The organism is Anaerostipes faecalis (assembly GCF_018982945.1).
Lineage (GTDB): Bacteria > Bacillota > Clostridia > Lachnospirales > Lachnospiraceae > Anaerostipes > Anaerostipes faecalis.
In genome coordinates, this window is record NZ_JABRXE010000004.1 from 143,512 (window position 1) to 168,844 (window position 25,333).

The 25,333-nt window shown below is 36.7% G+C and carries 42 protein-coding genes; all 42 read left to right on the forward strand.

Annotation, left to right across the window (positions count from 1 at the left end; all coding sequences use genetic code 11):
- Positions 1-10: 10 nt before the first annotated feature.
- The 42 genes from hxlA (at position 11) to KTB61_RS06505 (ending at position 25,268) form a co-directional block, all read left to right on the forward strand.
- Positions 11-637 (forward strand): 3-hexulose-6-phosphate synthase, encoded by a 627-nt coding sequence (gene hxlA / locus KTB61_RS06300; RefSeq protein WP_216697045.1) that lies wholly within the window; start codon positions 11-13, stop codon positions 635-637.
- A gap of 21 nt (positions 638-658) precedes the next feature.
- A complete protein-coding gene (hxlB, locus tag KTB61_RS06305; RefSeq protein ID WP_075760110.1) occupies positions 659-1,216 on the forward strand; it encodes a 6-phospho-3-hexuloisomerase in 558 nt (185 codons plus the stop codon).
- Between the two features lie 118 nt (positions 1,217-1,334).
- The gene (locus tag KTB61_RS06310; RefSeq protein WP_216697046.1) at positions 1,335-2,285 is read left to right on the forward strand and encodes an aldo/keto reductase; all 951 of its coding nucleotides are present in this window, start codon (positions 1,335-1,337) and stop codon (positions 2,283-2,285) included.
- A gap of 485 nt (positions 2,286-2,770) precedes the next feature.
- The gene (gene rpsJ, locus KTB61_RS06315) at positions 2,771-3,091 is read left to right on the forward strand and encodes a 30S ribosomal protein S10 (protein WP_216697047.1); all 321 of its coding nucleotides are present in this window, start codon (positions 2,771-2,773) and stop codon (positions 3,089-3,091) included.
- Positions 3,092-3,204: 113 nt separating this feature from the next.
- The gene (gene rplC, locus KTB61_RS06320) at positions 3,205-3,834 is read left to right on the forward strand and encodes a 50S ribosomal protein L3 (RefSeq protein WP_075760112.1); all 630 of its coding nucleotides are present in this window, start codon (positions 3,205-3,207) and stop codon (positions 3,832-3,834) included.
- 29 nt (positions 3,835-3,863) lie between these two features.
- A complete protein-coding gene (rplD, locus tag KTB61_RS06325; protein WP_075760113.1) occupies positions 3,864-4,484 on the forward strand; it encodes a 50S ribosomal protein L4 in 621 nt (206 codons plus the stop codon).
- Positions 4,484-4,783, forward strand: coding sequence for a 50S ribosomal protein L23 (rplW, locus tag KTB61_RS06330; RefSeq protein WP_075760114.1), 300 nt, complete (start codon positions 4,484-4,486; stop codon positions 4,781-4,783). The genes rplD and rplW overlap by 1 nt, the downstream gene beginning before the upstream one ends.
- 67 nt (positions 4,784-4,850) lie before the next feature.
- On the forward strand, positions 4,851-5,693 hold the full coding sequence (gene rplB, locus KTB61_RS06335) for a 50S ribosomal protein L2 (RefSeq protein WP_075760115.1): 843 nt from the start codon (positions 4,851-4,853) through the stop codon (positions 5,691-5,693).
- Between the two features lie 16 nt (positions 5,694-5,709).
- Complete coding sequence (gene rpsS, locus KTB61_RS06340) at positions 5,710-5,988, forward strand: 30S ribosomal protein S19 (protein ID WP_075760116.1); 279 nt, start codon at positions 5,710-5,712, stop codon at positions 5,986-5,988.
- A 27-nt stretch (positions 5,989-6,015) separates the two neighbouring features.
- Entirely contained in the window at positions 6,016-6,405 is a 390-nt protein-coding gene (rplV, locus tag KTB61_RS06345) for a 50S ribosomal protein L22 (protein ID WP_075760117.1), read from the forward strand.
- 12 nt (positions 6,406-6,417) lie between these two features.
- Positions 6,418-7,068: a 30S ribosomal protein S3 gene (rpsC, locus tag KTB61_RS06350; RefSeq protein ID WP_075760118.1), complete on the forward strand. Its 651-nt coding sequence runs from the start codon at positions 6,418-6,420 to the stop codon at positions 7,066-7,068.
- Positions 7,068-7,505, forward strand: coding sequence for a 50S ribosomal protein L16 (gene rplP, locus KTB61_RS06355; protein WP_075760119.1), 438 nt, complete (start codon positions 7,068-7,070; stop codon positions 7,503-7,505). Before rpsC ends, rplP begins: the two co-directional genes overlap by 1 nt.
- Positions 7,495-7,698: a 50S ribosomal protein L29 gene (rpmC, locus tag KTB61_RS06360; protein WP_075760120.1), complete on the forward strand. Its 204-nt coding sequence runs from the start codon at positions 7,495-7,497 to the stop codon at positions 7,696-7,698. Before rplP ends, rpmC begins: the two co-directional genes overlap by 11 nt.
- A gap of 24 nt (positions 7,699-7,722) precedes the next feature.
- A complete protein-coding gene (gene rpsQ / locus KTB61_RS06365) occupies positions 7,723-7,977 on the forward strand; it encodes a 30S ribosomal protein S17 (RefSeq protein WP_075760121.1) in 255 nt (84 codons plus the stop codon).
- Between the two features lie 33 nt (positions 7,978-8,010).
- The gene (gene rplN, locus KTB61_RS06370) at positions 8,011-8,379 is read left to right on the forward strand and encodes a 50S ribosomal protein L14 (protein ID WP_009264114.1); all 369 of its coding nucleotides are present in this window, start codon (positions 8,011-8,013) and stop codon (positions 8,377-8,379) included.
- A gap of 12 nt (positions 8,380-8,391) precedes the next feature.
- The gene (gene rplX, locus KTB61_RS06375) at positions 8,392-8,703 is read left to right on the forward strand and encodes a 50S ribosomal protein L24 (RefSeq protein ID WP_075760122.1); all 312 of its coding nucleotides are present in this window, start codon (positions 8,392-8,394) and stop codon (positions 8,701-8,703) included.
- 23 nt (positions 8,704-8,726) lie between these two features.
- Entirely contained in the window at positions 8,727-9,266 is a 540-nt protein-coding gene (gene rplE / locus KTB61_RS06380; protein ID WP_075760123.1) for a 50S ribosomal protein L5, read from the forward strand.
- Between the two features lie 14 nt (positions 9,267-9,280).
- A complete protein-coding gene (locus KTB61_RS06385) occupies positions 9,281-9,466 on the forward strand; it encodes a type Z 30S ribosomal protein S14 (RefSeq protein ID WP_008393389.1) in 186 nt (61 codons plus the stop codon).
- A 23-nt stretch (positions 9,467-9,489) separates the two neighbouring features.
- Entirely contained in the window at positions 9,490-9,891 is a 402-nt protein-coding gene (gene rpsH, locus KTB61_RS06390; RefSeq protein WP_216697048.1) for a 30S ribosomal protein S8, read from the forward strand.
- Between the two features lie 213 nt (positions 9,892-10,104).
- Positions 10,105-10,647 (forward strand): 50S ribosomal protein L6, encoded by a 543-nt coding sequence (gene rplF, locus KTB61_RS06395; protein WP_075760125.1) that lies wholly within the window; start codon positions 10,105-10,107, stop codon positions 10,645-10,647.
- Positions 10,648-10,661: 14 nt separating this feature from the next.
- Positions 10,662-11,030 (forward strand): 50S ribosomal protein L18, encoded by a 369-nt coding sequence (gene rplR / locus KTB61_RS06400; protein ID WP_075760126.1) that lies wholly within the window; start codon positions 10,662-10,664, stop codon positions 11,028-11,030.
- 14 nt (positions 11,031-11,044) lie between these two features.
- On the forward strand, positions 11,045-11,554 hold the full coding sequence (gene rpsE, locus KTB61_RS06405; protein WP_075760127.1) for a 30S ribosomal protein S5: 510 nt from the start codon (positions 11,045-11,047) through the stop codon (positions 11,552-11,554).
- 13 nt (positions 11,555-11,567) lie between these two features.
- Entirely contained in the window at positions 11,568-11,750 is a 183-nt protein-coding gene (gene rpmD, locus KTB61_RS06410; protein ID WP_075760128.1) for a 50S ribosomal protein L30, read from the forward strand.
- A 28-nt stretch (positions 11,751-11,778) separates the two neighbouring features.
- Positions 11,779-12,222 (forward strand): 50S ribosomal protein L15, encoded by a 444-nt coding sequence (gene rplO, locus KTB61_RS06415; RefSeq protein WP_075760129.1) that lies wholly within the window; start codon positions 11,779-11,781, stop codon positions 12,220-12,222.
- 1 nt (position 12,223) lies between these two features.
- Positions 12,224-13,540, forward strand: coding sequence for a preprotein translocase subunit SecY (gene secY, locus KTB61_RS06420; RefSeq protein WP_075760130.1), 1,317 nt, complete (start codon positions 12,224-12,226; stop codon positions 13,538-13,540).
- A 103-nt stretch (positions 13,541-13,643) separates the two neighbouring features.
- Entirely contained in the window at positions 13,644-14,288 is a 645-nt protein-coding gene (locus KTB61_RS06425; RefSeq protein ID WP_075760131.1) for an adenylate kinase, read from the forward strand.
- Between the two features lie 3 nt (positions 14,289-14,291).
- Complete coding sequence (map, locus tag KTB61_RS06430; protein WP_075760132.1) at positions 14,292-15,047, forward strand: type I methionyl aminopeptidase; 756 nt, start codon at positions 14,292-14,294, stop codon at positions 15,045-15,047.
- A 12-nt stretch (positions 15,048-15,059) separates the two neighbouring features.
- Positions 15,060-15,278: a translation initiation factor IF-1 gene (gene infA / locus KTB61_RS06435; protein WP_075760133.1), complete on the forward strand. Its 219-nt coding sequence runs from the start codon at positions 15,060-15,062 to the stop codon at positions 15,276-15,278.
- 69 nt (positions 15,279-15,347) lie between these two features.
- On the forward strand, positions 15,348-15,461 hold the full coding sequence (gene rpmJ / locus KTB61_RS06440) for a 50S ribosomal protein L36 (RefSeq protein WP_075760134.1): 114 nt from the start codon (positions 15,348-15,350) through the stop codon (positions 15,459-15,461).
- A 283-nt stretch (positions 15,462-15,744) separates the two neighbouring features.
- Complete coding sequence (rpsM, locus tag KTB61_RS06445) at positions 15,745-16,113, forward strand: 30S ribosomal protein S13 (RefSeq protein WP_075760135.1); 369 nt, start codon at positions 15,745-15,747, stop codon at positions 16,111-16,113.
- A gap of 111 nt (positions 16,114-16,224) precedes the next feature.
- Positions 16,225-16,617: a 30S ribosomal protein S11 gene (gene rpsK, locus KTB61_RS06450; RefSeq protein WP_075760136.1), complete on the forward strand. Its 393-nt coding sequence runs from the start codon at positions 16,225-16,227 to the stop codon at positions 16,615-16,617.
- A 17-nt stretch (positions 16,618-16,634) separates the two neighbouring features.
- Positions 16,635-17,228 (forward strand): 30S ribosomal protein S4, encoded by a 594-nt coding sequence (rpsD, locus tag KTB61_RS06455; RefSeq protein WP_075760137.1) that lies wholly within the window; start codon positions 16,635-16,637, stop codon positions 17,226-17,228.
- 39 nt (positions 17,229-17,267) lie between these two features.
- Positions 17,268-18,224 carry a DNA-directed RNA polymerase subunit alpha gene (locus KTB61_RS06460; RefSeq protein ID WP_075760138.1) on the forward strand — a complete coding sequence of 319 codons (957 nt, stop codon included), beginning with the start codon at positions 17,268-17,270 and terminating at the stop codon, positions 18,222-18,224.
- A 65-nt stretch (positions 18,225-18,289) separates the two neighbouring features.
- Positions 18,290-18,826, forward strand: coding sequence for a bL17 family ribosomal protein (locus tag KTB61_RS06465; protein WP_075760139.1), 537 nt, complete (start codon positions 18,290-18,292; stop codon positions 18,824-18,826).
- Between the two features lie 270 nt (positions 18,827-19,096).
- Positions 19,097-19,948 carry an energy-coupling factor transporter ATPase gene (locus tag KTB61_RS06470; protein WP_216697049.1) on the forward strand — a complete coding sequence of 284 codons (852 nt, stop codon included), beginning with the start codon at positions 19,097-19,099 and terminating at the stop codon, positions 19,946-19,948.
- Positions 19,933-20,796 (forward strand): energy-coupling factor transporter ATPase, encoded by an 864-nt coding sequence (locus tag KTB61_RS06475; protein ID WP_216697050.1) that lies wholly within the window; start codon positions 19,933-19,935, stop codon positions 20,794-20,796. The genes KTB61_RS06470 and KTB61_RS06475 overlap by 16 nt, the downstream gene beginning before the upstream one ends.
- Positions 20,789-21,598: an energy-coupling factor transporter transmembrane component T family protein gene (locus KTB61_RS06480; RefSeq protein ID WP_075760142.1), complete on the forward strand. Its 810-nt coding sequence runs from the start codon at positions 20,789-20,791 to the stop codon at positions 21,596-21,598. Before KTB61_RS06475 ends, KTB61_RS06480 begins: the two co-directional genes overlap by 8 nt.
- A 3-nt stretch (positions 21,599-21,601) precedes the next feature.
- Complete coding sequence (gene truA, locus KTB61_RS06485) at positions 21,602-22,354, forward strand: tRNA pseudouridine(38-40) synthase TruA (RefSeq protein WP_075760143.1); 753 nt, start codon at positions 21,602-21,604, stop codon at positions 22,352-22,354.
- A 6-nt stretch (positions 22,355-22,360) separates the two neighbouring features.
- The gene (locus KTB61_RS06490; RefSeq protein ID WP_075760144.1) at positions 22,361-23,290 is read left to right on the forward strand and encodes an AEC family transporter; all 930 of its coding nucleotides are present in this window, start codon (positions 22,361-22,363) and stop codon (positions 23,288-23,290) included.
- Between the two features lie 180 nt (positions 23,291-23,470).
- Positions 23,471-23,905 (forward strand): 50S ribosomal protein L13, encoded by a 435-nt coding sequence (rplM, locus tag KTB61_RS06495; RefSeq protein ID WP_075760145.1) that lies wholly within the window; start codon positions 23,471-23,473, stop codon positions 23,903-23,905.
- Between the two features lie 19 nt (positions 23,906-23,924).
- Complete coding sequence (gene rpsI, locus KTB61_RS06500) at positions 23,925-24,317, forward strand: 30S ribosomal protein S9 (RefSeq protein WP_075760146.1); 393 nt, start codon at positions 23,925-23,927, stop codon at positions 24,315-24,317.
- A gap of 375 nt (positions 24,318-24,692) precedes the next feature.
- Positions 24,693-25,268, forward strand: coding sequence for a transposase (locus KTB61_RS06505; RefSeq protein WP_230973657.1), 576 nt, complete (start codon positions 24,693-24,695; stop codon positions 25,266-25,268).
- The last annotated feature ends 65 nt before the right edge of the window (positions 25,269-25,333 follow it).

Genomic DNA, 25,333 nt, shown 5'->3' on the forward strand with positions numbered 1-25,333 from the left:
AGGAAGAATTATGAAATTACAGTTAGCTTTAGATGAAATGAAAATGGATGCAGCATTAGAATTCATGGAAAAGGTAAAAGATTATGTAGATATTATTGAAATTGGTACTCCATTCTGCCTTGATTCTGGAAATAATGCAGTTGAAACATTTAAAAAAGCATTCCCTGATAAAGAAGTTCTGGCAGATTGCAAGATCATGGATGGGGGATATCTTGAAGCAGAAAATGCAATTAAAGCAGGAGCTGATTATGTAACAGTTTGTGCAGTAGCTGATTTATTAACAGTAAAAGGTGCTTTTAAAGCAACACAGGATTATGGAAAACAATTAGTTGTTGATATGATTACAGTTGAAGATATTCCTGGAAAAGTAGCAGAATTAGAGGAAGTTGGAGTTGATGTATTGGCTGTACATACTGGAGGAGATGCACAGGCTGTTGGAAGAGAACCAATTCAGGATTTAGAAGTAATGGTTCAGTGCGCTAAAAAATCTAAAATTGCGGTAGCTGGAGGAATCAACAGCAAAACAATCGATAAATATGTAGCCTTAAAACCGGATATTGTAATTGTGGGAAGTGCTATTGGACGTGCAGAAGATCCGGTAGCAGAAGCAAAAGCAATCAAAGAGGCTATGTTATAAGAGTCGGGAGGAAATTAAATTATGACAGAATGTAAAAATATTTTTGCGATTCTTGATGAGTTAAAAGAAAATGCAGCACAGATCAATGATGACGATTTAAAAGCTGTGGAAAAGCTCATTACAGAAGCAAACCGTATTTTCATCGGTGGTGCCGGACGTTCTGGATTTGCTGCAAGAGGATTCTCTAATCGCTTGATGCATCTTGGATATACGGTATATTTTGTTGGAGAACCAACGACACCATCTATTCAGGCAGGAGATTTATTAATTGTAGGTTCTGGTTCAGGAAATACAGCAAGTCTTGTGTCTAATTCCCAAAAAGCAAAAGAGCAGGGAGCTAAAGTCGCAACACTTACCATGTTCCCGGAAAATACCATCGGATCTATGGCGGATGCTGCGATTAAGATTCCTGGAGAAACTGAAAAAGTGAAAGGGAAAGGAAAAGCATCTGTGCAGGCTTCCGGTTCATCCTTTGAGGAATTATGCTGGATTACCTATGATGCAATGGTAATGGATTTGATGAAATTAACAAATCAGACAAATGAAGATTTGTTTAAACGTCATGCAAATATGGAATAGATTAAAATTACAGCAGCTGTTTAGGTAAAAAGAGATATTTGTATATTAGAGAGTGTTGTACTTCTGGTGCAACACTCTTTTCTCCCCGTTATTACGAGAAATGAAAGAGGTGGAATATATGAAGATACCGGTAAGAACTTTAGAGAATGGAGTAGAAATGCCATATCTGGGATTTGGAACATGGAAACTAAAAGGTGAAAAATGCTCAGAAATGGTTGCGTATGCATTGAAAAATGGTTATACAGCTGTGGATACAGCTCAGGTCTATCTAAATGAAGAAGCAGTGGGGGAGGGAATTCGTCAATCTGGTAAAAAAAGAAATGAATTTTTTATAACATCCAAAATAAGAAATCGTTTTCAGGGCTATGATAATACCATGTATGCAGTGGAGGCTTCGCTGAAACGATTTGGACTGGAATATCTGGATCTGTTTCTTATTCACTGGCCGGGAGAAGATAAATACGTGCCTACATGGAAGGCACTGGTGCGTATGTATGAGGAAGGTATGATCCGGTCCATTGGAGTTAGTAATTTTTATCCGGAGCATATGGAACAATGTGCACAAAACACAGGAATTATGCCGATGGTAAATCAGATTGAAATGCATCCATACTTAATGCAATATGAGATTGTAGATTATTGTAGAGAAAATAATGTATTTCCGGTTTCATGGAGTCCTTTGTCAGCAGGAGGAGAAGCAAGACGAGATCCTAAAACAAGTGCGGAAGGTCATTCAGGACATATAGCCAGCGGAAATGTGATGGAGGATCCGGTGATCAGAAAAATTGCAGAAACACATAAAAAAACACCGGCACAGATTATTTTGCACTGGCATGTGCAAAATGGATTTGGAGTTGTTCCAAAATCTGCAAATCCGGGGCGTATTCTTCAAAATAAAGATATATTTGATTTTGAGTTAACTAAAGATGAAATGAATCAGATACAGGAATTAACCAAAAAGCAGATTCGCATTGGAGATGATGGAAGAACTTATCGTTTCCCGTTGTTGAATGAAATGATTGAAGCAGGAAATGAACCGGAAAAAGACCGGTTTGGAAACTACTTATAATATATTTTAATCCTTTGCCTGTCAGGTGTGCAGGTGAAGGATTATTTTTAAATTTAAGATATATTGTATGATTCTAACTATTTCGTAATATTCGGTGAGAGAAATGAGTTTCTTCTATTATATATGTACTAGAAATCTGCTTTATTGTACTTTCTTTCATACATTCAAAAAAAGTGAAAAAAATTCTTGCATTTCCCTTTCTTTTCATATATAATCTAATCGTTGTGACCTTGATAGCGTTGAAGCGTGAGGTTGCTGTACCGGTAAAAGCCGGTGCAGGTTTTCCGTGGAGCAAATGTCAAGTTGTTAAAACTGGCGACAAGTCACTGTACGAATTACAATCTATTTATTTTTGCATGTATTCAAAAAGAATACTACAAATAGAGACGCAGTGTGTAGATTTCACGATACACACGGAGGAGTGTACAGTCACCACTTGTCGTGCTACAAGAAAATTATAGTGCGAAAAGGAGGCGGCTTTTTTTATGGCAGCAAGTCAGGTAATGAGAATTACATTGAAAGCGTATGATCATCAGTTAATCGATGCAAGCGCAAAGAGTATTATCGAAACAGTTAAAAAAACAGGATCTAAGGTGAGTGGACCAGTACCTATGCCAACTAAGAAAGAAATCATCACAATTCTTAGAGCAACACATAAGTATAAATATTCCAGAGAACAGTTCGAACAGAGAACTCATAAAAGATTAATTGATATTATTACACCAACACAGAAAACAGTTGATGCTTTATCAAAAGTAGAAGTACCAGCTGGTGTGTACATCGACATCAAGATGAAGACAAAATAAGTAATCCCGAAGGGTTATGAGTAGTGAGGTATCCCCTTAAGCTTGTAGCGTCTAGGATGATTACAACGTAACACGTTATAATCCGCTGTAGATTAATAGGAGGAACAATCAAAATGAAAAAAGCGATTTTAACAACAAAAGTCGGAATGACTCAGATCTTCAATGAAGATGGAGTGTTGATTCCAGTTACTGTATTACAGGCAGGACCTTGTGTCGTTACTCAGGTAAAGACAGTTGAAAATGACGGATACAGTGCAGTTCAGGTTGGATTTGTTGATAAAAAAGAAAAAGGAATCAACAAACCTCAGAAAGGGCATTTCGATAAAGCTTCTGTAACTCCAAAGAGATTTGTAAGAGAGTTCAGATTTGAAAATGCAGAAGAATATACAGTAGGTCAGGAAATTAAAGCTGACATCTTCGCAGCAGGAGATAAAATTGATGCAACTGCAACATCAAAAGGTAAAGGATATGCTGGTGGTATCAAACGTCATGGTTTGAAATCAGGTCCATCTGCCCATGGTTCTAAATATCATCGTCATGCAGGTTCCAATGGTATGGCATCTGATCCTAGTAAAGTATTCAAAGGAAAGAAAATGCCAGGACATATGGGAGCTGAAAGAGTTACAATCCAGAATCTGGAAGTAGTAAAAGTTGACGCTGAACAGAACATTATTTTAGTAAAAGGTGCTGTACCAGGACCTAAAAAATCTTTAGTAATGTTAAAAGAATCAGTAAAGGCATAGGTCTTTAAAAGAAAGGAGGACTATTTAAGATGGCAACAGTATCTGTGTTAAACATGGAAGGCAAAGAAGTTGAAAAATTAGATCTTAATGACAGCATCTTTGGCGTAGAAATAAATGAACATTTAGTACATCTGGCAGTTGTAAGCCAGTTAGCAAATAACCGTCAGGGAACTCAGAAAGCTAAAACACGTTCTGAAGTTCGTGGTGGTGGAAGAAAACCTTGGAGACAGAAAGGAACAGGTCATGCAAGACAGGGATCTATCCGTGCTCCACAGTGGACAGGCGGTGGAGTTGTATTTGCTCCAACACCAAGAGATTACAGCAAAAAGTTAAACAAAAAAGAAAGACGTTTAGCTCTGAAATCTGCTTTAACATCCAGAGTTCAGGAAGATAAATTTATCGTAGTAGATGAATTTAAATTCGACGAAATCAAAACTAAGAATGTTAAAAATATGTTAGACAGCTTCAATGTAAGCAAAGCATTAGTAGTAATGGGAGATAAGAATGATAACTTAATCTTATCTGCAAGAAACATTCCTGGTGTAAAAACAGCATTGACAAGCACAATCAATGTATATGATATTTTGAAATACGACACTGTAGTTGTTTCTAAGGAAGCAGTTGCAAATATCGAGGAGGTATATGCATAATGGCAGATATTAAATATTATGACGTTATCTTAAAGCCGGTTGTAACAGAAAAAAGTATGAATGCAATGGCTGAAAAGAAATATACTTTTTTAGTTCATCCATCTGCAACTAAATCCCAGATTAAAGAAGCAGTGGAAAAAATGTTCGAAGGAACAAAAGTGGCAAAAGTTAACACAATGAACAATGATGGTAAAACAAAAAGACGTGGAATGACTTTTGGAAAAACTGCTAAAACAAAGAAAGCAATCGTTCAGTTAACAGCAGAAAGTGCTGATATTGAAATTTTCGAAGGACTGTAAAATTTAGCAGCTAAAGACTATACGCAGTACAAGCGTGATAATAAAACAGATTTGAAAGGAGATCAACATGGGAATCAAATCATATAACCCATATACACCTTCTAGAAGACATATGACCGGATTAGATTTTGATACTATTACAAAATCAACTCCAGAAAAATCTCTGGTAACTTCTTTAAAGAAGAACGCTGGTCGTAACAATCAGGGTAAAATCACAGTAAGACACCGCGGAGGCGGATCTAGAAGAAAATATAGAATTATTGACTTTAAGAGAAATAAGGATGGAATTCCTGCTACAGTAACAGCAATCGAATACGATCCAAACAGAACAGCAAACATCGCATTATTAACATATGCAGATGGTGAAAAAAGATATATCATTGCTCCGAACAAATTAGCCGTTGGAACAACTCTTATGAACGGTCCGGAAGCAGAAATCAGAGTTGGAAACTGCCTTCCATTGGCAAATATTCCAGTTGGTACAGAAGTTCACAATATTGAAATGTATCCTGGAAAAGGTGGACAGTTAGTACGTTCTGCAGGTAACTCAGCACAGTTAATGGCAAAAGAAGGAAAATATGCAACACTTCGTTTACCATCTGGTGAAATGAGAATGGTGCCTGTAGTATGTAGAGCTACTATCGGTCAGGTTGGAAACATCGAACACGACCTTGTTAACATTGGTAAAGCAGGACGTAAACGTCATATGGGTATCCGCCCAACAGTTCGTGGTTCTGTTATGAACCCTAATGACCATCCACACGGTGGTGGTGAAGGTAAGACTGGTATTGGTAGACCAGGACCATGCACACCTTGGGGTAAACCTGCATTAGGACTTAAGACACGTAAGAAAAACAAACAATCTAACAAGATGATCGTAAGAAGAAGAGATGGTAAAACTGTTAAATAGTACAAGGAGGTAACTTATGGCTCGTTCACTTAAAAAAGGACCATTTGCAGATAAGAGTCTGCTTAAGAAAGTAGACGCTATGAACGAAGCAGGAGACAAAAGTGTTATTAAAACATGGTCTCGTCGTTCTACAATCTTCCCATCATTCGTAGGACACACAATTGCTGTTCATGATGGAAGAAAACATGTGCCAGTTTATATTACAGAAGATATGGTTGGACACAAACTTGGAGAGTTCGTAGCAACAAGAACTTTCCGTGGACATAAAGCTGAGAAAAAATCCGGAATGAGATAATCAAGTTTGGAAGGAGGTTTCATTTAAATGGCTAAGAAATACAGCAGATCTCAGTACAAAAAAGAGAGAAATGCAAACAAAGATACAAGACCAAAAGCTACATTAAGAAATGCTAGAGTTTCTACAACAAAAGCAGCTTTTGTATTAGATGCGATCAGAGGAAAAGACGTAGAAACAGCACTTGGAATTTTACTTTACAATCCAAGATATGCTTCAACATTAATTGAAAAATTATTAAAATCTGCAATTGCTAATGCAGAAAATAATAATGGAATGGACCCAGAAAACCTTTATATTGCAGAATGTTATGCAAATAAAGGACCTACAATGAAGAGAGTAAAACCTAGAGCACAGGGTAGAGCTTATAGAATTGAACATAGAATGAGCCACATTACACTGGTGCTTGATGAAAGATAGAAGGAGGCAAACATGGGACAGAAAGTAAATCCTCATGGTCTGAGAGTCGGAATTATTAAAGATTGGGATTCTAGATGGTATGCAGAAGATGATTTTGCAGATAATCTTGTAGAAGACGATAAAATCAGAAAATATGTAAAGAAAAAATTATATAATGCTGGAATTTCAAGAGTTGAAATCGAAAGAGCATCTGATAGAGTAAAATTAATTGTTTATACAGCAAAACCTGGAGTAGTTATCGGTAGAGGTGGAGCATCCATCGAAGAACTGAAAAAAGAAATCCAGAAGATGACAGACAAAAAGTTACTGATTGATGTTAAGGAAGTAAAAAGACCAGATAAAGACGCTCAGTTAGTTGCAGAAAATATTGCACAGCAGTTAGAAAATCGTATTTCTTTCAGACGTGCAATGAAATCCTGCATGCAGCGTACAATGAGAGCTGGTGCTTTAGGAATTAAAACAGCTGTTTCCGGACGTTTAGGTGGAGCAGACATGGCTCGTACAGAGTTCTACAGCGAAGGAACAATTCCTCTTCAGACACTTCGTGCAGATATTGATTACGGATTTGCTGAAGCAGATACAACTTATGGTAAAGTCGGAGTTAAGACATGGATTTACCATGGTGAAGTACTTCCATCAAAAAAGGAAGGGGGAAATAAATAATGTTAATGCCAAAAAGAGTAAAACGTCGTAAACAGTTCCGTGGAAGCATGCGCGGAAAAGCATTACGCGGTAATAAAATCACATACGGTGAATTCGGTATCGTAGCTTGTGAACCAGGATGGATCACAGCAAACCAGATCGAAGCAGCCCGTGTTGCCATGACTCGTTACATCAAACGTGGTGGTAAAGTTTGGATTAAGATTTTCCCTGACAAACCAGTTACAGCACAGCCTGCTGAAACTCGAATGGGTAAAGGTAAAGGTAACTTAGAATATTGGGTAGCAGTTGTAAAACCAGGAAGAGTTATGTTTGAAATCGGTGGCGTAAGTGAAGAGCTCGCAAGAGAAGCGTTACGTCTTGCTGTACACAAACTACCTGTAAAGTGTAAAATTGTTTCTCGTGAAGCTTTAGAAGGCGGTGACAACAGTGAAAACTAAAGATTTTGTAAAAGAATTAAATAATAAGTCATTAGACGAATTAAACAATGAGCTAGTAGCTGCGAAAAAGGAATTATTCAATTTAAGATTCCAGAATGCAACAAATCAGCTTGAGAATACAAGCAGAATCAAAGAAGTAAGAAGAAATATTGCACGTATTCAGGGTGCAATTACAGCAAAAGCTAATGCTTAGTAAATTCGAAAGGAGGAATTTGTTGTGGAAAGAAATTTAAGAAAGACACGTGTAGGTCGTGTTATCAGTGATAAAATGGATAAAACAATCGTAGTTGCAATCGAAGACAACGTAAAACATCCTTTATATAAGAAAATCGTTAAGAGAACTTACAAATTAAAGGCTCATGACGAAAATAACGAATGTAACATTGGAGATAGAGTAAAAGTTATGGAAACAAGACCTCTTTCTAAAGATAAAAGATGGAGACTTGTAGAAGTTATCGAAAGAGCAAAATAATCTTTTTGTTCAGTTGGAAAGGAGAATAAAGGAATGATTCAGCAGGAGTCAAGACTTAGAGTAGCCGACAACACAGGAGCAAAAGAAATCCTTTGCATTCGTGTGTTAGGAGGATCTACCAGAAGATATGCTAACATTGGTGATGTGATCGTTGCTACAGTCAAAGATGCAACACCAGGTGGCGTTGTAAAAAAAGGTGATGTAGTAAGAGCAGTTGTAGTTCGTACAAAGAAAGGTGCTCGTCGTAAAGATGGTTCCTATATTAAATTTGACGAAAATGCTGCTGTAATTATCAAAGACGATATGAATCCAAGAGGAACTCGTATCTTTGGACCAGTGGCAAGAGAGCTTAGAGACAAGAAATTCATGAAGATTGTTTCATTAGCACCAGAAGTATTATAAGGAGGAAACACTGTGTCAGCAATTAGAATTAAAAAAGGCGATTTAGTTAAGATTATCGCTGGTAAAGATAAAGATAAAGAAGGAAAAGTAATTGCTGTTGATCAGAAAAAAGGTACTGTTACAGTTGAAGGTGCCAACATGATCACAAAGCATACAAAACCTAGTCCTGCAAATCAGCAGGGAGGAATCGTAAGCCAGGAAGGACCAATGGATGTTTCCAATGTAATGTATGTGCATAATGGAAAAACAACAAAGATTGGCTATAAAGTAGTTGATGGTAAAAAAGTACGTGTTGCACGTGCAACTGGCGAAGTTATCGACTAATTAGAGAGAGGAGGTTTACGCAGGTGAGTAGATTACATGAACAGTATAGCAACGAAATTAAAGATGCTATGATGAAAAAATTCGAATATAAGAATATTATGCAGGTACCAAAGCTTGAAAAGATCGTTATCAATATGGGCGTTGGTGAAGCAAAAGAAAATAAAAAGCTTTTAGATTCTGCAGTTGCTGATCTTGAAAAAATTTCAGGTCAGAAAGCAGTCGTAACAAGAGCAAGAAAGTCTGTTGCGAACTTTAAGTTAAGAGAAGGTATGCCTATCGGATGTAAAGTTACATTACGTGGTGAAAGAATGTATGAATTCGCTGATCGTTTAATTAACTTAGCATTACCTCGTGTACGTGACTTTAGAGGAGTTAACCAGAACTCTTTCGATGGAAGAGGTAACTACGCATTAGGTATTAAGGAACAGTTAATTTTCCCTGAAATCGAATACGATAAAGTTGATAAAGTAAGAGGAATGGATATTATCTTCGTTACAACAGCGAACACTGATGAAGAAGCTCGTGAATTATTAACTTTATTTGGTATGCCGTTTAAGAAATAGTTAGGAGGGTTCCCATGGCTAAGAAGTCAATGGTTGCAAAACAAAAAAGAAAAGCAAAATTCTCAACAAGAGAATATAGCCGTTGTAGAATCTGTGGACGTCCACATGCATATTTAAGAAAATACGGAATTTGCAGAGTTTGCTTCCGTGAATTAGCATATAAAGGACAGATTCCAGGTGTCAAAAAGGCAAGCTGGTAGAATAAGGAAGGAGGAACATATAAATGACAATGAGCGATCCAATTGCAGATATGCTTACAAGAATTCGTAACGCAAATATTGCGAAACATGATACAGTAGAAATTCCTGCTTCTAAGATGAAGACAGCGATTGCAGAAATCTTATTAAAAGAAGGTTTCATCAAAGCTTATGACATCAAAGAAGAAGGTTCATTCAGCACAATCGTAATTACATTAAAATACGGTGCAGATAAAAATGAAAAAATCATTACAGGACTTAAGAGAATCTCTAAACCAGGTCTCCGTGTTTACGCTGGAGCAGAAGAACTTCCTAAAGTATTAGGTGGACTGGGAATTGCGATCATCTCAACAAACAAAGGACTGTTAACTGATAAAGAAGCAAGAAAAGCAAACGTGGGTGGAGAAGTATTAGCATTTATCTGGTAGGCATTGAGCACTTGACAAGAACGAGCGTAAGTGATGTTCGAGTTTAGTGCGAAAGCCGTTACCGAGACTCAGTAAAAACAAGTGAAAACGAAGTTTTTACGCTAGTCGAGTGTAACTTCTTATATTTATGAATATCGTATGAAAGCAATATTTCAAATCATTCTGAAAACAGAAGGGATTTTTATCCCTTCCGACAATTTAAGGAGGTAACCTATGTCTCGTATAGGTAGATTACCAATCGATATCCCTGCAGGAGTAGAGGTAAAGATTGAAGAAGGAAACAAAGTGACTGTAAAAGGTCCTAAAGGAACACTGGAAAAGAATTTACCAGTAGAAATGACAATCAAAGTTGAAGATAATCAGGTTGTTGTTACAAGACCAAATGACTTAAAGAAAATGAAGTCTTTACATGGTCTTACAAGATCATTAATTGCCAACATGATTACAGGTGTATCTGAAGGATACGAAAAGAAACTGGAAATCAATGGTGTTGGTTACAGAGCACAGAAAAAAGGAAAAGAAATCACTTTTAACCTTGGTTTCTCTCATCCTGTTGTTATGTCTGACCCAGAAGGTATTGAAACTGTTATGGAAGGACAGAACATCATTATCGTAAAAGGTATTGACAAAGAAAAAGTTGGACAGTACGCAGCTGAAATCAGAGAACTTAGAAAACCTGAACCTTACAAAGGAAAAGGTATCAAGTATGCTGACGAAGTTATTAGACGTAAAGTTGGTAAAACCGGGGCTAAATAAAGGAGTGATATAGGATGATTAGAAAAGAATCAAGAAGCAAGATTCGTGCGAAAAAACACTATAAACTTCGCAATAGAATCAATGGAACAAGCGAAAGACCTCGCTTAAGTGTATTTAGAAGTAATGATCATATGTACGCTCAGATTATTGACGACACTGTTGGAAATACATTAGTATCTGCTTCAACAACTCAGAAAGACGTAAAAGCGGAACTTGATAAAACAAACGATGTTGCCGCAGCTAGCTATTTAGGAAAAGTTATCGCTGAAAGAGCTCTGGCAAAAGGTATTACAGAAGTTGTCTTTGACAGAGGCGGATTTATTTATCATGGAAAAATTGAAGCATTAGCAGATGCAGCTCGTGAAGCTGGTCTGAAATTCTAATAGGAGGAAGTCAAATGAAGCATACACTTATCGACCCTAGTCAGTTAGAGCTGGAAGAAAAAGTTGTATCCATCAAGAGAGTTACAAAAGTTGTAAAAGGTGGACGTAACATGAGATTTGCAGCATTAGTTGTTGTAGGGGATAAAAATGGTCATGTTGGTGCTGGATTAGGAAAAGCAGCTGAAATTCCAGAAGCTATCCGTAAAGGTAAAGAAGCTGCAATGAAAAAATTAGTTGAAGTACCAATCGATGAAAAAGGAACAATCCCACATGACTTCACAGGTCATTTTGGTGGAGCATCTGTATTATTAAAGACATCTCCAGAAGGTACTGGTATCATCGCTGGTGGACCTTCTCGTGTTGTACTTGAACTTGCAGGATATACAAACATTCGTTCAAAATCTTTAGGTTCTAATAATAAACAGAACGTTGTACTTGCAACAATCGAAGGATTAAAGAACTTAAAGACTCCGGAACAGGTAGCAAAACTACGTGGAAAATCAGTAGAAGAGCTATTAGGATAGGAGGAAATCGAAAATGGCAGATAAATTAAGAATTACTTTAGTAAAATCAACAATCGGTGCAATTCCAAAACATAAAAAAACTGTAGAAGCTTTAGGGCTTAGAAAGCTTAATAAAACAGTTGAGCTGCCGGATAACGCAGCAACTCGCGGAATGATTCACCAGGTGAAACATTTAGTAAAAGTAGAAGAAATCTAAAATTATTCGGCAAGGAGGTGTGCAAGGAATGGAATTATCAAACTTACGCCCTGCAGAAGGATCTACTCATAGCGACGCATTTAGAAGAGGTCGTGGACATGGTTCAGGAAATGGAAAAACTGCAGGTAAAGGACATAAAGGACAGAAAGCTCGTTCAGGCGGTGGAGTAAGACCAGGTTTTGAAGGTGGACAGATGCCTTTATACAGACGTATTCCAAAGAGAGGTTTCAAATGTATTAATTCTAAAGAAATCGTTGGAATCAATGTATCTGTTTTAGAAAGATTTGAAGATGGTGCAGAAGTATCTGTAGAAACATTAATTGAAGCAGGAATCGTTTCTAATCCAAGAGACGGTGTCAAAATCTTAGGAAATGGAGAACTTACTAAGAAACTGAATGTAAAAGCAAATGCATTCAGCGCAAGTGCTAAAGAAAAAATCGAAGCACTGGGTGGAAAAGCTGAGGTGATCTAGTATGTCAAACGCTGTAGTCAGCGCTTTTAAAAACAAGCAACTAAGAAAAAAACTATTATTTACGACACTAATATTAATTGTTGTTCGTTTTGGATCACAGTTACCAATACCGGAGATTGATAGTGCACAGATCAGTGCATATCTGAAGAGTACATTAGGCGATTCATTCAGCCTTCTGAACTCTTTCACCGGAGGTTCATTTATGCAGATGTCTGTATTTGCATTAAGTGTAACACCATATATCACATCTTCCATTATTATGCAGCTTATGACCATCGTCATTCCAGCGTTGGAAGAAATGCAGAAAGATGGAGAAGATGGAAGAAAGAGAATGGCAAAGATTACAAGATATGTAACAGTTGTTCTCGCGGTTATCGAAGGTGCCGGACTGGCAATTGGATTTGCCAACAGAGGTGCTTTGGGAACCGATTATACAAAGTTTACTATTGTCACAATGATTATTGCGCTGACAGCAGGTGCAGTACTTGTTATGTGGCTTGGGGAACGCATTACAGAAAGCGGAATAGGGAATGGTATTTCTATTATCCTGTTAATTAACATAGTTTCTGGAATGCCGGGAGATTTTGTATCTCTTTATAATCAGTTTATGAAAGGGAAACAAATCGGGCCTGCGCTTATTGCAGGATGTGTGATTGCAGGTGTAATACTTGCAATGGTTGTATTTGTTATTATCTTATCAGATGCAGAGCGCCATATACCGGTACAGTATTCTAAGAAGATGCAGGGAAGAAAGCTGGTTGGTGGACAGTCCAGCAACATTCCTTTAAAAGTCAATACAGCAGGGGTGATCCCAATTATCTTTGCTTCATCCATTATGCAGTTTCCAGTAATGCTGCAGAACTTATTCCATTATGAAAATAACGGATTTTTTGGAAAGGTATTGACAAGTTTAAATTCGTCCACCTGGTTTGATGCAGCTCATCCAAAAAGATCACTTGGATTGGTGATCTACATTGTGCTTGTTATCTTGTTTGCATATTTCTATACATCGATTACTTTTAATCCGTTGGAAATTTCAAATAATATGAAAAAGCAGGGCGGTTTTATTCCAGGAATCCGACCGGGAAAACCTACAGTAGATTACTTGAATAAAATATTAAAATATATTATATTTATAGGAGCTGCAGGACTAACAATTGTTGCAATTGTACCATTTTTCTTTAATGGAGTTTTTGGTGCAAGTGTTTCATTTGGAGGAACATCCATCATCATCGTTGTAGGTGTTATTCTTGAAACAATCAAACAGATCAAGTCACAATTGTTAGTACAGAATTATTCTGGTTTTTTAAGTGAGTAAGTATAAAAAGAAGCTGTAGTTTCACTACAGCTTCTTTGTGCTTATAAGGAGTTAAGGTGGTCTTGTCCGCTTTATTATGCATTATTGTAAAGGAGGGTTAATTATGAAAATTATAATGTTAGGTGCTCCAGGAGCAGGAAAAGGTACTCAGGCTAAGCAGATTGCAGAAGCATATAAGATTCCGCATATTTCAACAGGTGATATTTTTAGAGCCAATATTAAAGAAGGAACGGAATTAGGTAAAAAGGCTCAGGAATATATGGATCAGGGACTTCTGGTACCAGATGAACTGGTATGTGATCTTGTTGTAGATCGTATTCATAAAGATGACTGTGCAGAAGGATTCATTTTAGACGGATTCCCTAGAACAATTCCTCAGGCAGATGCTCTGGATGGAGCATTGGCAAAAGAAGGAGCCAAGATTGATTACGCAATTGATATTGAAGTACCAGATGAAAATATCATTAAAAGAATGTCTGGAAGACGTTCTTGCAAAGAGTGTGGAGCAATATTCCATCTTGTATATAATCCTCCGAAAAAAGAAAACTGCTGTGATACATGTGGCGGAGAACTGGTGCTTCGTGATGATGATAAAGAAGAAACAGTAAAGAAGCGTCTGGATGTGTATCATGAACAGACAGCTCCTTTAATTAAACATTATAAAGAAGCTGGCTCCTTGTTTGAAATTGATGGAACTCAGGATATTAAAGTTGTTTTTGATGAGATTAAATCTATTTTAGAGGCATAAAATATGGCAGTCACAATAAAATCTAAAAAAGAAATTGCATTAATGAGAGAAGCAGGGAAAATCCTTGAAGATGTACATAATCAGCTGGCTGAGATTATTCGGCCAGGGATTTCTACATTAGAGATTGATCAGTTTGGTGAAAAAGCTATTCGCTCCTATGGATGTATTCCAAACTTTCTGAATTATAATGGTTACCCGGCATCAATCTGTGTATCAGTGAATGATGAAGTGGTCCATGGAATACCAAGAGCAGACAGGATTTTACAGGATGGAGATATTGTAAGTCTTGATGCCGGATTGATCTATGAAGGATATCATTCAGATGCGGCAAGAACCTATGGTGTGGGAAATATTTCAGAAGAAGCTGCTCGTCTGATCAGAGTAACAAAAGAAAGCTTTTTTGAAGGAATGAAATTTGCAAAGCCTGGAAATCATTTGTTTGATATTTCAGAGGCTATTCAAAAACATGTCGAAAGCAATGGATATTCTGTTGTAAGAGATCTGGTGGGACATGGAATCGGAACTCATCTTCATGAAGACCCACAGATTCCAAACTTCAAAGAAAGAAGAAGGGGAATTAAATTAAGACCAGGAATGACATTAGCCATCGAGCCAATGGTAAATGAGGGAACATTTGAAGTGGCCTGGATGGATGATGACTGGACTGTTGTTACGGAAGACGAAAGCTTATCCGCACATTATGAAAATACCATCGCAATTACAGAAGATGGGTATGAAATATTGACGTTGTCTGAATAGGAGGATGAAAAAATGGCAAAATCAGAGGCAATTGAAATTGAAGGAATCGTATTAGAAAAATTACCAAATGCAATGTTTAAAGTTGAAATCGAAGGTGGACATGTAGTTCTTGCACATATCAGTGGAAAACTTCGTATGAACTACATTAAAATTTTACCAGGGGACAAAGTAACATTAGCTTTATCTCCATATGATTTAACAAAAGGAAGAATTATTTGGAGAGATAAGTAAAAAACTCTTGAAAAATAAAAATTATGATGGTATAATCGTGTACGAACGTTTTTTGAAAGGAGAATTCAAGTGAAGGTTAGAGCATCTGTAAAACCAATTTGCGAAAAATGCAAGGTTATTAAAAGAAAAGGATCTATCAGAGTAATCTGTGAAAATCCAAAACACAAACAGAGACAGGGATAGTCTGCAGTTTTATGAATCTAGATAAAATGCAGAGGTCCTTGTTTGACTGTGCATTCACCGGTAAACTGTTAAACAGTGCACTTGGTGTTTTTGTGCTGTGTAATAATACACACACATTAAATTTGGCGGCTGCAGTATGAGGACAGGTACACTCATACTGATTATTTATATAGATAGAAAAGATAATTAAGGAAGAGACATATATGTCATTTCACCGTACGCGGATATATGGATTGCCCTTAATTCGACAATGTTATTATTTATTTTTGGAGGAAGAAAAAACATGGCTCGTATTTCAGGTGTTGATTTACCAAGAGAAAAGCGTGTAGAGATTGGTCTTACTTATATTTATGGAATCGGTCTTTCCAGCGCAAAACGTATTTTGGCAGAAGCTAACGTAGATCCTGATACACGTGTTCGTGATTTAACTGATGATGAAGTTAAGAGACTGAGCGCAGTTATCAACGAAACACAGGTTGTAGAAGGTGATTTAAGAAGAGAAATCGCTCTTAACATTAAGAGATTAAAAGAAATTGGATGCTACAGAGGAAAACGTCATAGACAGGGATTACCTTGCCGTGGACAGAAAACAAAAACTAATGCAAGAACACGTAAAGGTCCTAAGAAAACAGTAGCAAATAAGAAGAAATAAGGTATCGTTTTGTGATACACCCGGCTGCATGTACAGTCTGGGAGACATAAGACTTCTTGATTGATGAAAACCTTATTGAAATGAAATGAAGAAAGAAAGGTATACGTAATTATGGCTAAAGTTACAAAGAAAAGTGCGAAAAAACGTGTAAAGAAGAATGTACAGCACGGACAGGCACATATTCAGTCATCTTTTAATAATACAATTGTTACATTAACAGATGCACAGGGAAATGCTCTTTCTTGGGCAAGTGCAGGTGGATTAGGATTCAGAGGATCTAAAAAATCTACACCATATGCAGCTCAGATGGCTGCAGAAACTGCTACAAAAGCAGCATTAGTGCATGGATTAAAAACAGTAGACGTAATGGTAAAAGGTCCTGGTTCAGGAAGAGAAGCTGCTATTCGTGCTTTATCAGCAGCTGGATTAGAAGTTACTAGCATTCGTGACGTAACACCTGTTCCACATAATGGATGTCGCCCACCAAAACGCAGAAGAGTTTAATTAGGAGGATATAAAAGATGGCAATTGATAGAACTCCAGTCTTAAAGAGATGCAGATCCTTAGGTTTAGATCCAGTCTTTTTAGGAATTGATAAAAAATCAAATAGATCTTTAAATAGAGCAAACAGAAAAAAAAGTGAATATGGTCTTCAGCTTTGCGAAAAGCAGAAAGCTAAATTCATCTATGGTGTATTAGAAAAACCTTTCAGAAACTACTATGCTAGAGCTGAAAGAATGAAAGGTCAGACAGGTACAAACCTTATGACTTTATTAGAGCTGCGTCTTGACAATGTTATGTTCCGTTTAGGATATGGAAGAACAAGAAAAGAATGTAGACAGATTGTTGACCACAAACATGTACTGGTAAACGGAAAACAGGTTAATATTCCATCTTACCAGGTAAAAGTTGGTGATGTGATCGAAATCAAAGAAAAACATAGAAATTCTCCAAGATATAAAGAAATCTTAGAAGTTACTGATGGTAGAATGGTTCCATCATGGTTAGAAGCTGATCATGATAACTTTACAGGAACTGTAAAAGAACTCCCTACAAGAGAAGAAATCGATGTACCAGTTAATGAAACACTGATCGTCGAATTATATTCTAAATAATAACCCTCAAGTCAATCTTAAGCCAAAAGGAGGGCCCATATGTTTGAATTTGAAAAACCAAATATTGAAATTAGTGAGATTTCAGAAGATAATCGTTTTGGACGTTTTGTTGTAGAACCTTTGGAAAGAGGTTATGGTACAACTCTTGGGAATTCCTTAAGACGTATCATGCTTTCTTCCTTACCGGGAGCAGCAGTAAGTTCTGTAAAGATGAAAGGTGTTCTGCATGAATTCAGTTCTATTCCAGGAGTAAAGGAAGATGTACCTGAAATTATTATGAACATCAAATCTCTGGCGATTAAGAACAACAGCTCATCCATGGAACCAAAACAGGCTTATATTGAGTTCTCAGGACAGGGTGTTGTAACAGCAGGAGATATTAAGGCTGATAGTGATATTGAAATTTTAAATCCGGATTTGGTCATTGCAACATTAAGCGATGAAAGCAGTAAACTGGATATGGAACTTACAATTACGAAAGGCCGTGGATATGTTGGTGCTGACAAGGCAGATAAAGAAGGAAAAGCTATTGATGAAATTGCTGTAGATGCAATTTACACACCAGTTGAGAGAGTAAACTTAAAAGTAGAAAATACACGTGTGGGTCAGATTACAGATTATGATAAACTGACATTAGATGTATTTACAAATGGAACTCTTACACCAGATGAATCTGTCAGCTTAGCAGCAAAAGTATTATGCGAGCATTTGAACTTATTCGTTGATTTATCTGAGAATGCCAAGACTGCAGAAGTTATGGTTGAAAAAGAAGATGATGAGAAAGAAAAAGTTCTTGAAATGAGCATTGATGAATTAGAATTATCTGTTCGTTCATACAACTGCTTAAAGAGAGCTGGTATCAATACAGTAGAAGAATTAACAAATAAGACTTCAGAAGATATGATGAAAGTTCGTAACCTTGGACGTAAATCATTAGAAGAAGTTTTAGCAAAATTAAATGAACTTGGATTATCTTTAAGTTCAGGAGACGAATAGTAACCAGACCCGCCTAGGCTGAAGGAAGAAGTAGGCAAGGCGAAAAAACACAGGAGGTCAATAAAATGGCAATGTATAGAAAATTAGGAAGAACTTCTTCCCAGAGAAAAGCACTGATTCGTGCTGAAGTAACAAATCTTTTACATCATGGAAAGATCGTTACAACAGAAGCAAAAGCAAAAGAAATCCGCAAAGTAGCTGAAAAGCTCATTGCTTTAGCTGTAAAAGAAAAAGACAACTTTGAAACAGTTACTGTTGACGCAAAAGTTGCAAAAAAAGATGCTGATGGAAAACGTGTAAAAGAAGTTGTAGATGGTAAGAAAGTAACTGTTTATGAAACAGTTCAGAAAGAAATCAAAAAAGATATGCCATCCCGCTTACATGCAAGAAGACAGATGTTAAAGGTATTATATCCTGTAACTGAAGTTCCTACAGAAGCAGCTGGTAAAAAAGCTAATACTAAAAAAGTAGACTTAACTCAGAAATTATTTGATGAGTATGCACCAAAATATGCAGATCGCAATGGTGGATATACAAGAATCGTTAAGATCGCTCAGCGTAAAGGTGATGGAGCATTAGAAGTATTACTTGAATTAGTATAGTGAATCTATATTAAATACTAAGCAAATCCAAGCCGAAAGGCTGTGGATAAATAAATAATTCCAAATCGACAACACAACATTAAGGGTATTTTAGTAAACACTAAGATACCCTTTTATTATTACATAGGAAATTTCTTTGAATTTCCTATGTAATAATAAATGCTACGCGTTGTTCTTCCATGAAAAGACCTTGTTTCATTTATTATGAAGAATCTTGCCAAGGAAGATTCTTTTTTGTATAATAGGAAACAATGAGTTAAGGAGAAAAACATGTCAATTTTACAGATTAAAAACCTAGTACACAAATATATAACCGTCGGAGATACAGAAGAGGAAAATCTGGAAATCACAGCCATTGATGATATAGATATTTCAGTGGAAAAGGGAGAATTTATAGCTATTCTTGGAAAGAATGGCTCTGGAAAATCATCTTTGGCAAAACATATCAATGGTCTGCTTATGCCAACCAGTGGAACTGTATATGTAAAAGGAATGGATACAAAAGACAGAAAAAATCTGCTGAAAATCCGGCAAAGTGCAGGTATCGTATTTCAAAATCCCGATAATCAGATTGTTGGGACTATTGTGGAAGAGGATGTAGCATTTGGTCCGGAAAATATGGGAGCGTCTGTAGAAGATATATGGAAGCGTGTAACAAGAGCATTGGAAGGCGTTGGAATGACAGCTTATAAGGAAGCCAGTCCCAATCATTTATCTGGTGGACAGAAGCAAAGAGTTGCCATTGCAGGAATTATGGCAATGGAACCGGAATGCATTATTTTAGATGAGCCTACAGCAATGCTGGATCCGAAGGGAAGAGAACATGTGCTATCCTTAGTAAAGGAATTGAATCAGGAAAAAAATATCACCATTATCATGGTAACACATCATATGGAAGAGGTACTTTTTGCAAATCGAATTATTGTAATGGATCATGGGAAAATAGCGATGGATGGTACACCTAAGGAAGTGTTTCCTCATGTGGAGAAAATGAAAGAACTAGGTCTGGAAGTTCCGTATGCCACGGAGCTTTCCTATGAACTTCGAAAAGAGGGAGTACCATTGTCAGATACCATAACGACCAGAGAAGAACTTGTGGAGGAATTATGTCAATTGATTTAGAACATGTGGATTATATTTATGAAGATAATTCCCAGAATAAGAATTATGCATTGAAGGATGTAAACTTAGAGATTCATGAAGGAGAATTTATTGGTATTGTAGGGCATACAGGTTCTGGAAAATCAACTCTTATACAGCACCTCAATGGATTAGTTCGACCGACAAATGGAAAAATATTTTTTAATGGTCAGGATATTTTTGATAAGGATTTTGATCTGAGAGGACTGAGAGGAAAGGTTGGAATCTGTTTTCAATATCCAGAACACCAGCTCTTTGAAGTTACAATCTTAGATGATGTTTGCTTTGGGCCAATGAATTTTGGAAAGTCCAGAGAAGAAGCAGAGGAGATTGCCAGAAAAGCGCTTTTTGATGTGGGTATAAAAGAAGAACTATTTTCAAAATCTCCTTTTCAGTTGTCTGGGGGACAGAAACGACGTGTAGCTATTGCTGGAATTCTGGCTATGGAATCAGAATATTTTATATTAGATGAACCAACAGCAGGACTTGATCCAATCGGAAGGGATCAGATTCTTAATCTGTTAAAAAACCTTCATGAAACAAAAGGTATTTCTATTATTTTAGTATCCCATAGTATGGAAGATGTAGCATCATATGTGGATAGAATGATTGTAATGAACCAGGGATCTGTATTGTTTGATGGGAATAAAAGAGAAGTATTTTCTCATCAGAAGGATCTGGAAAAAATAGGACTGTCAGTACCATTTTTCACTTATCTGGCAAAAGATTTAAATGACCACGGTTTTCCTGTAAAAAAGGATATTTTAACATTACAAGAAGCAAAAGATGAAATTTTGAAAGTATTAAGAAGGAAATCAGAAGATGCTTAAAGATATTACCATTGGACAATATTATAGATCAGATTCAGTTTTACACAGGCTGGACCCGAGAGTAAAATTATTTGGGACACTGATATATGTAATTACGCTTTTTTTGCATAAATCACCAGTGAATTATGTAATGTCACTGGGCTTTTTGTTGATAATGATAGGATTATCAACAGTACCGGTGTCTTTTATTATAAGAGGATTGAAATCTGTAGCGGTTATTTTAGTTTTTTCTGTGGGAATCAACATGCTTTTCATTCCGGGAAAGCCGATTTTTCAAGTGGGGTTTATCAGTATTAGCAAAGAAGGCCTTAGAATGGCAGTTTATCTGGGAAGTCGTCTGATTATGCTGATAATGGGAACTTCATTGCTTACCTTTACTACAACGCCAAATGAATTGACAGATGGGCTGGATAAATCCCTGGGATTTCTTAATGCATTAAAGATTCCTGTCCATGAAATTGCAATGATGATGTCCATTGCTTTAAGATTTATTCCGATTCTTACAGAAGAACTGGATAAAATCATGAAGGCACAGACAGCCAGAGGAATTGATTTTGAATCTGGAGGACTTTTAAAGCGAGTAAAAAGTATGGTGCCGATTGTTGTACCTTTAATTGTAGCCGCTGTTCGCAGAGCCAATGATCTGGCACTGGCTATGGAATCCCGGTGTTATCACGGTGGACAGGGAAGAACAAAAATGAAACCATTGAGATATGAAACCAGAGATAAAATTGGTTATCTGATTTTGTTGGTATTTTTGGCTGTAATGATTTATTTATCATTTTGCAGTCCATGGAGATAGATCATGAAACGTATAAAATTAGAAGTCGCCTATGATGGGACAAATTATTATGGCTGGCAGATTCAGCCAAATGACATTACCATCGAAGCTGTGTTAAATCAGACTTTATCAGAACTTCTTGGGGAAGAAATTAAAGTAATAGGTGCAAGCAGAACCGATTCTGGTGTTCATGCTCTTGGAAATGTGGCAGTATTTGACACAGAAAGCAAAATACCAGGAGAACGTATGGCAAAGGCATTAAATGCAAGACTTCCTGAAGATATTATCATCCAATCTTCAAAAGAAGTGCCATTGGATTTTCATCCGCGTCATCAGGATACTAGAAAAACCTATGAATACACCTTTTACCATGCACACTATGACAATCCGGTTACAAGACGCCATCATCATTTTGTGTATGTACCTCTTGATGTGGAGAAGATGAATGAAGCGGCAGGTTATTTTAAAGGAGAGCACTGTTTTATTAGCATGTGCAGCAGCAAAGCACAAGTTACATCTTATGTAAGAGAAATATATGACTGTAAAGTAACTCAACAGGGTAAATACATTACTATGAGGGTTACAGGAAGCGGATTTTTATATAATATGGTGCGATTAATGGCAGGAACCATACTGGAAGTAGGTCGTGGCAGAAAGGACCCGGAATGGATCAGGGAAATACTTTCCAGCGAAGAAAGAGTAGCTGTAGGGCCAAAACTTCCAGCAAAAGGACTGACGCTAATAGGAATAGAATATATGGAAGAGAAGGATAATTAAATAATAATGGAAAATAGTATTATTATATTCCAAAAACTTATTGTACTTTTTGGTTTTATACTTATAGGATATATTGCATACAAGAAAAAATGGGTAACAGATGAAGGATCCAGTCAGATTTCAGGATTGATTGTAAATGTATTCAATCCACCATTAATTATCATGACAGTTATCGGGACCAAGAGCCGGCCTGCAGCGGAGCTTGTAATGGTAGATTCAGTGCTTGCAATTTTAATGTTTGTTCTTTTGATTGCAATTAGTCCTTTGATTGTGCGAATGCTGAAGATTGAGGAGAAGAATCGAACTATTTATTCCATTATGCTGATTTTTTCCAATCTTGGATTTATGGGTATACCATTGATACAGGCAGTATATGGACAGGAAGCGACTTTTTATGTGGCAATGTATATGATGGTATATAATATCTTGTTTTATTCTTATGGAGTATATGTATTTGAAAAAGCCAAAAATAAAAGTGAAGAGTTTCATTTTCAATTAAAAAAAATGTTTAATCCAGGAATGATATCCTGTCTGATTGCATTATTTTTATTTCTTGTACCGATACCAGTTCATGGAATAATCGTAAACTGCATTACATATCTGGGAAATGCAGCAGTACCATTATCTATGATCGTGACAGGAATTTCTCTGGCAAGGAGTAATTTGAAAGAAGTATTTATGGACAAGAAATTATATGAATTCACCTTTTGGAAAATGCTAGTTATACCTGCCGTAGTTGCACTGATCCATAAAAATTTTCATCTGGATCCGGTTGTTACAGGCGTTATGGTACTGATGCTTGGGATGCCCAATGGTAGTATGCCGGTTATTATGGCGGAAGACTATGGATTGGACAGTTCTATCTGCAGCAGAGGGGTTGCATTGACCACGATTTTATCATTGATTACATTACCACTTGTGACCTATCTGATATAATCGGTAAAATGCGTGCAGATAGCAAAAAACAGAGAAAATTTGGTCGATTTGACTATTGACACACCCGAGGGTGTGTTATATAATATAAAACTGTGACACGTGAGAGAATACTACCCCAAAGCCCCGGTGGGAGTATTTTAATATAGACACAATGATTGAAATATTTTAAGGAGGAACACCATGAAAAGTTTTATGGCCAGCCCATCAACAATTGAAAGAGAATGGTATGTAGTTGATGCTACAGGACATACATTAGGACGTTTATCATCAGAAATCGCTAAAATCTTAAGAGGAAAAAATAAACCAACATATACACCACATATTGACACAGGTGATAATGTAATCGTAGTAAATGCTGATAAGATCAAAGTAACTGGTAAAAAATTAGACCAGAAAATTTACTACCATCATTCAGACTATGTAGGTGGAATGAAAGAACAGACATTAAAAGAAAAATTAGCTAAGAAACCTGAAGACGTAATCTATCTTGCAGTAAAAGGAATGCTTCCAAAAGGTCCTTTAGGAAGACAGATGATTAAGAAACTTCACGTATATGCAGGCCCAGAGCACAAAAATCAGGCTCAGCAGCCAAAAGCATTAGAGATTAAGTATTAATTAGAAGGAGGACGAAAAAGTGGCTACAGCAAAATATTACGGAACTGGTAGAAGAAAAAGCAGTGTTGCTAGAGTATATTTAGTACCTGGAACAGGAAAAATCACAATCAATAAAAGAGATATTGATGAATATTTAGGATTAGAAACATTAAAAGTAGTTGTACGTCAGCCATTAGTTGCTACAGACACACTTGATAAATATGATGTATTAGTAAACGTTCATGGTGGTGGATTCACAGGACAGGCTGGAGCAATCCGTCATGGTATTTCCAGAGCTTTATTACAGGTAGACGGAGAATACCGTTCAACTTTGAAAAAAGCAGGATTCTTAACAAGAGATCCAAGAATGAAAGAAAGAAAGAAACCAGGTCTCAGAAAAGCACGTCGTGCACCACAGTTCAGCAAGAGATAATATTTTTACAGAGAAAATATATGAAAACCCCGGAGATGTTATATTCAATGGCATTAAGTTAAGAAATCTCACATCACACTAAAATGTGGTGTGGGATTTTTTTGTAAAAAGTATTGACAAAGGGCTAAAAAAATGCGGCCGCTTTAGCTACTGATAATTTTTAGAGGTAGCTAAAGCGGCCCTTGTAATTAGATAAATATCTTTTACAAGGAGGAAATCGCATGAATTATAAACCACAAGATGCTAAAAACATTCTACTCAGTATTATTAATCGACAGAAAGAAAATTTGACTGGACTCGTAGTCAACCCCCCAAAAAGATTTTTCTCGAAATCGAAAGATTCCATATGAGAAGATGATGCTTTCACTTTTGACAATGGAGGGTGCTTCATTAACAAGTGAACTTTTACGCCAGTTTGGTTGCGATATGAGTATTGCTACTTCATCAGCATTTGTTCAACAAAGAAAGAAAATACTTCCCGAAGCATTTGAAAAGCTCTTTTTTGATTTTTCCAAAGAGACAGAACACACGGTTAATTTTAAAGGTCATCGATTACTTGCTGTAGATGGGACTGATATTCAAATCGCAACAAATCTAAGTGATACGGATTCTCTTATTCAAACAAGAGAAGGCGTCAAACCGTATAATCTGCTTCATTTAAATGCAATATACGATGTAATGGCGCATACCTATAAAGACGCTGTTGTATTCAAGAAAAGGATAGAAAATGAAAACAAAGCTCTTGTAAAAATGGTGAATCGTTCTTCATTGTCTGGAAATATCATTATTATTGCAGACCGAGGGTATGAAGCCTATAACAACATGGCACATATTCAAGAAAAAGGATGTAAATATCTAATAAGAATAAAAGATTTTCAGAATTATTCATCTGGGATTTTACATGGTTTGGAACTTCCTGACGAAGACGAATTTGATGAATATATCAGATGAGGGATGACTCCCGCCTCTGTAGGCGGTGAGCAACAATTATGTATCAGTGGCGGGTTTCAATCCCC

Excerpts from the sequence above, each read along its gene's own strand:
- hxlA (WP_216697045.1), top strand. The coding sequence starts at position 11 with ATGAAATTACAGTTAGCTTTAGATGAAATGAAAATGGATGCAGCATTA.
- hxlB (WP_075760110.1), top strand. The coding sequence starts at position 659 with ATGACAGAATGTAAAAATATTTTTGCGATTCTTGATGAGTTAAAAGAA.
- KTB61_RS06310 (WP_216697046.1), top strand. The coding sequence starts at position 1,335 with ATGAAGATACCGGTAAGAACTTTAGAGAATGGAGTAGAAATGCCATAT.
- rpsJ (WP_216697047.1), top strand. The coding sequence starts at position 2,771 with ATGGCAGCAAGTCAGGTAATGAGAATTACATTGAAAGCGTATGATCAT.
- rplC (WP_075760112.1), top strand. The coding sequence starts at position 3,205 with ATGAAAAAAGCGATTTTAACAACAAAAGTCGGAATGACTCAGATCTTC.
- rplD (WP_075760113.1), top strand. The coding sequence starts at position 3,864 with ATGGCAACAGTATCTGTGTTAAACATGGAAGGCAAAGAAGTTGAAAAA.
- rplW (WP_075760114.1), top strand. The coding sequence starts at position 4,484 with ATGGCAGATATTAAATATTATGACGTTATCTTAAAGCCGGTTGTAACA.
- rplB (WP_075760115.1), top strand. The coding sequence starts at position 4,851 with ATGGGAATCAAATCATATAACCCATATACACCTTCTAGAAGACATATG.
- rpsS (WP_075760116.1), top strand. The coding sequence starts at position 5,710 with ATGGCTCGTTCACTTAAAAAAGGACCATTTGCAGATAAGAGTCTGCTT.
- rplV (WP_075760117.1), top strand. The coding sequence starts at position 6,016 with ATGGCTAAGAAATACAGCAGATCTCAGTACAAAAAAGAGAGAAATGCA.
- rpsC (WP_075760118.1), top strand. The coding sequence starts at position 6,418 with ATGGGACAGAAAGTAAATCCTCATGGTCTGAGAGTCGGAATTATTAAA.
- rplP (WP_075760119.1), top strand. The coding sequence starts at position 7,068 with ATGTTAATGCCAAAAAGAGTAAAACGTCGTAAACAGTTCCGTGGAAGC.
- rplN (WP_009264114.1), top strand. The coding sequence starts at position 8,011 with ATGATTCAGCAGGAGTCAAGACTTAGAGTAGCCGACAACACAGGAGCA.
- KTB61_RS06385 (WP_008393389.1), top strand. The coding sequence starts at position 9,281 with ATGGCTAAGAAGTCAATGGTTGCAAAACAAAAAAGAAAAGCAAAATTC.
- rpsH (WP_216697048.1), top strand. The coding sequence starts at position 9,490 with ATGACAATGAGCGATCCAATTGCAGATATGCTTACAAGAATTCGTAAC.
- rplF (WP_075760125.1), top strand. The coding sequence starts at position 10,105 with ATGTCTCGTATAGGTAGATTACCAATCGATATCCCTGCAGGAGTAGAG.
- rplR (WP_075760126.1), top strand. The coding sequence starts at position 10,662 with ATGATTAGAAAAGAATCAAGAAGCAAGATTCGTGCGAAAAAACACTAT.
- rpsE (WP_075760127.1), top strand. The coding sequence starts at position 11,045 with ATGAAGCATACACTTATCGACCCTAGTCAGTTAGAGCTGGAAGAAAAA.
- rpmD (WP_075760128.1), top strand. The coding sequence starts at position 11,568 with ATGGCAGATAAATTAAGAATTACTTTAGTAAAATCAACAATCGGTGCA.
- rplO (WP_075760129.1), top strand. The coding sequence starts at position 11,779 with ATGGAATTATCAAACTTACGCCCTGCAGAAGGATCTACTCATAGCGAC.
- secY (WP_075760130.1), top strand. The coding sequence starts at position 12,224 with ATGTCAAACGCTGTAGTCAGCGCTTTTAAAAACAAGCAACTAAGAAAA.
- KTB61_RS06425 (WP_075760131.1), top strand. The coding sequence starts at position 13,644 with ATGAAAATTATAATGTTAGGTGCTCCAGGAGCAGGAAAAGGTACTCAG.
- map (WP_075760132.1), top strand. The coding sequence starts at position 14,292 with ATGGCAGTCACAATAAAATCTAAAAAAGAAATTGCATTAATGAGAGAA.
- infA (WP_075760133.1), top strand. The coding sequence starts at position 15,060 with ATGGCAAAATCAGAGGCAATTGAAATTGAAGGAATCGTATTAGAAAAA.
- rpsM (WP_075760135.1), top strand. The coding sequence starts at position 15,745 with ATGGCTCGTATTTCAGGTGTTGATTTACCAAGAGAAAAGCGTGTAGAG.
- rpsK (WP_075760136.1), top strand. The coding sequence starts at position 16,225 with ATGGCTAAAGTTACAAAGAAAAGTGCGAAAAAACGTGTAAAGAAGAAT.
- rpsD (WP_075760137.1), top strand. The coding sequence starts at position 16,635 with ATGGCAATTGATAGAACTCCAGTCTTAAAGAGATGCAGATCCTTAGGT.
- KTB61_RS06460 (WP_075760138.1), top strand. The coding sequence starts at position 17,268 with ATGTTTGAATTTGAAAAACCAAATATTGAAATTAGTGAGATTTCAGAA.
- KTB61_RS06465 (WP_075760139.1), top strand. The coding sequence starts at position 18,290 with ATGGCAATGTATAGAAAATTAGGAAGAACTTCTTCCCAGAGAAAAGCA.
- KTB61_RS06470 (WP_216697049.1), top strand. The coding sequence starts at position 19,097 with ATGTCAATTTTACAGATTAAAAACCTAGTACACAAATATATAACCGTC.
- KTB61_RS06475 (WP_216697050.1), top strand. The coding sequence starts at position 19,933 with ATGTCAATTGATTTAGAACATGTGGATTATATTTATGAAGATAATTCC.
- KTB61_RS06480 (WP_075760142.1), top strand. The coding sequence starts at position 20,789 with ATGCTTAAAGATATTACCATTGGACAATATTATAGATCAGATTCAGTT.
- truA (WP_075760143.1), top strand. The coding sequence starts at position 21,602 with ATGAAACGTATAAAATTAGAAGTCGCCTATGATGGGACAAATTATTAT.
- KTB61_RS06490 (WP_075760144.1), top strand. The coding sequence starts at position 22,361 with ATGGAAAATAGTATTATTATATTCCAAAAACTTATTGTACTTTTTGGT.
- rplM (WP_075760145.1), top strand. The coding sequence starts at position 23,471 with ATGAAAAGTTTTATGGCCAGCCCATCAACAATTGAAAGAGAATGGTAT.
- KTB61_RS06505 (WP_230973657.1), top strand. The coding sequence starts at position 24,693 with ATGGAGGGTGCTTCATTAACAAGTGAACTTTTACGCCAGTTTGGTTGC.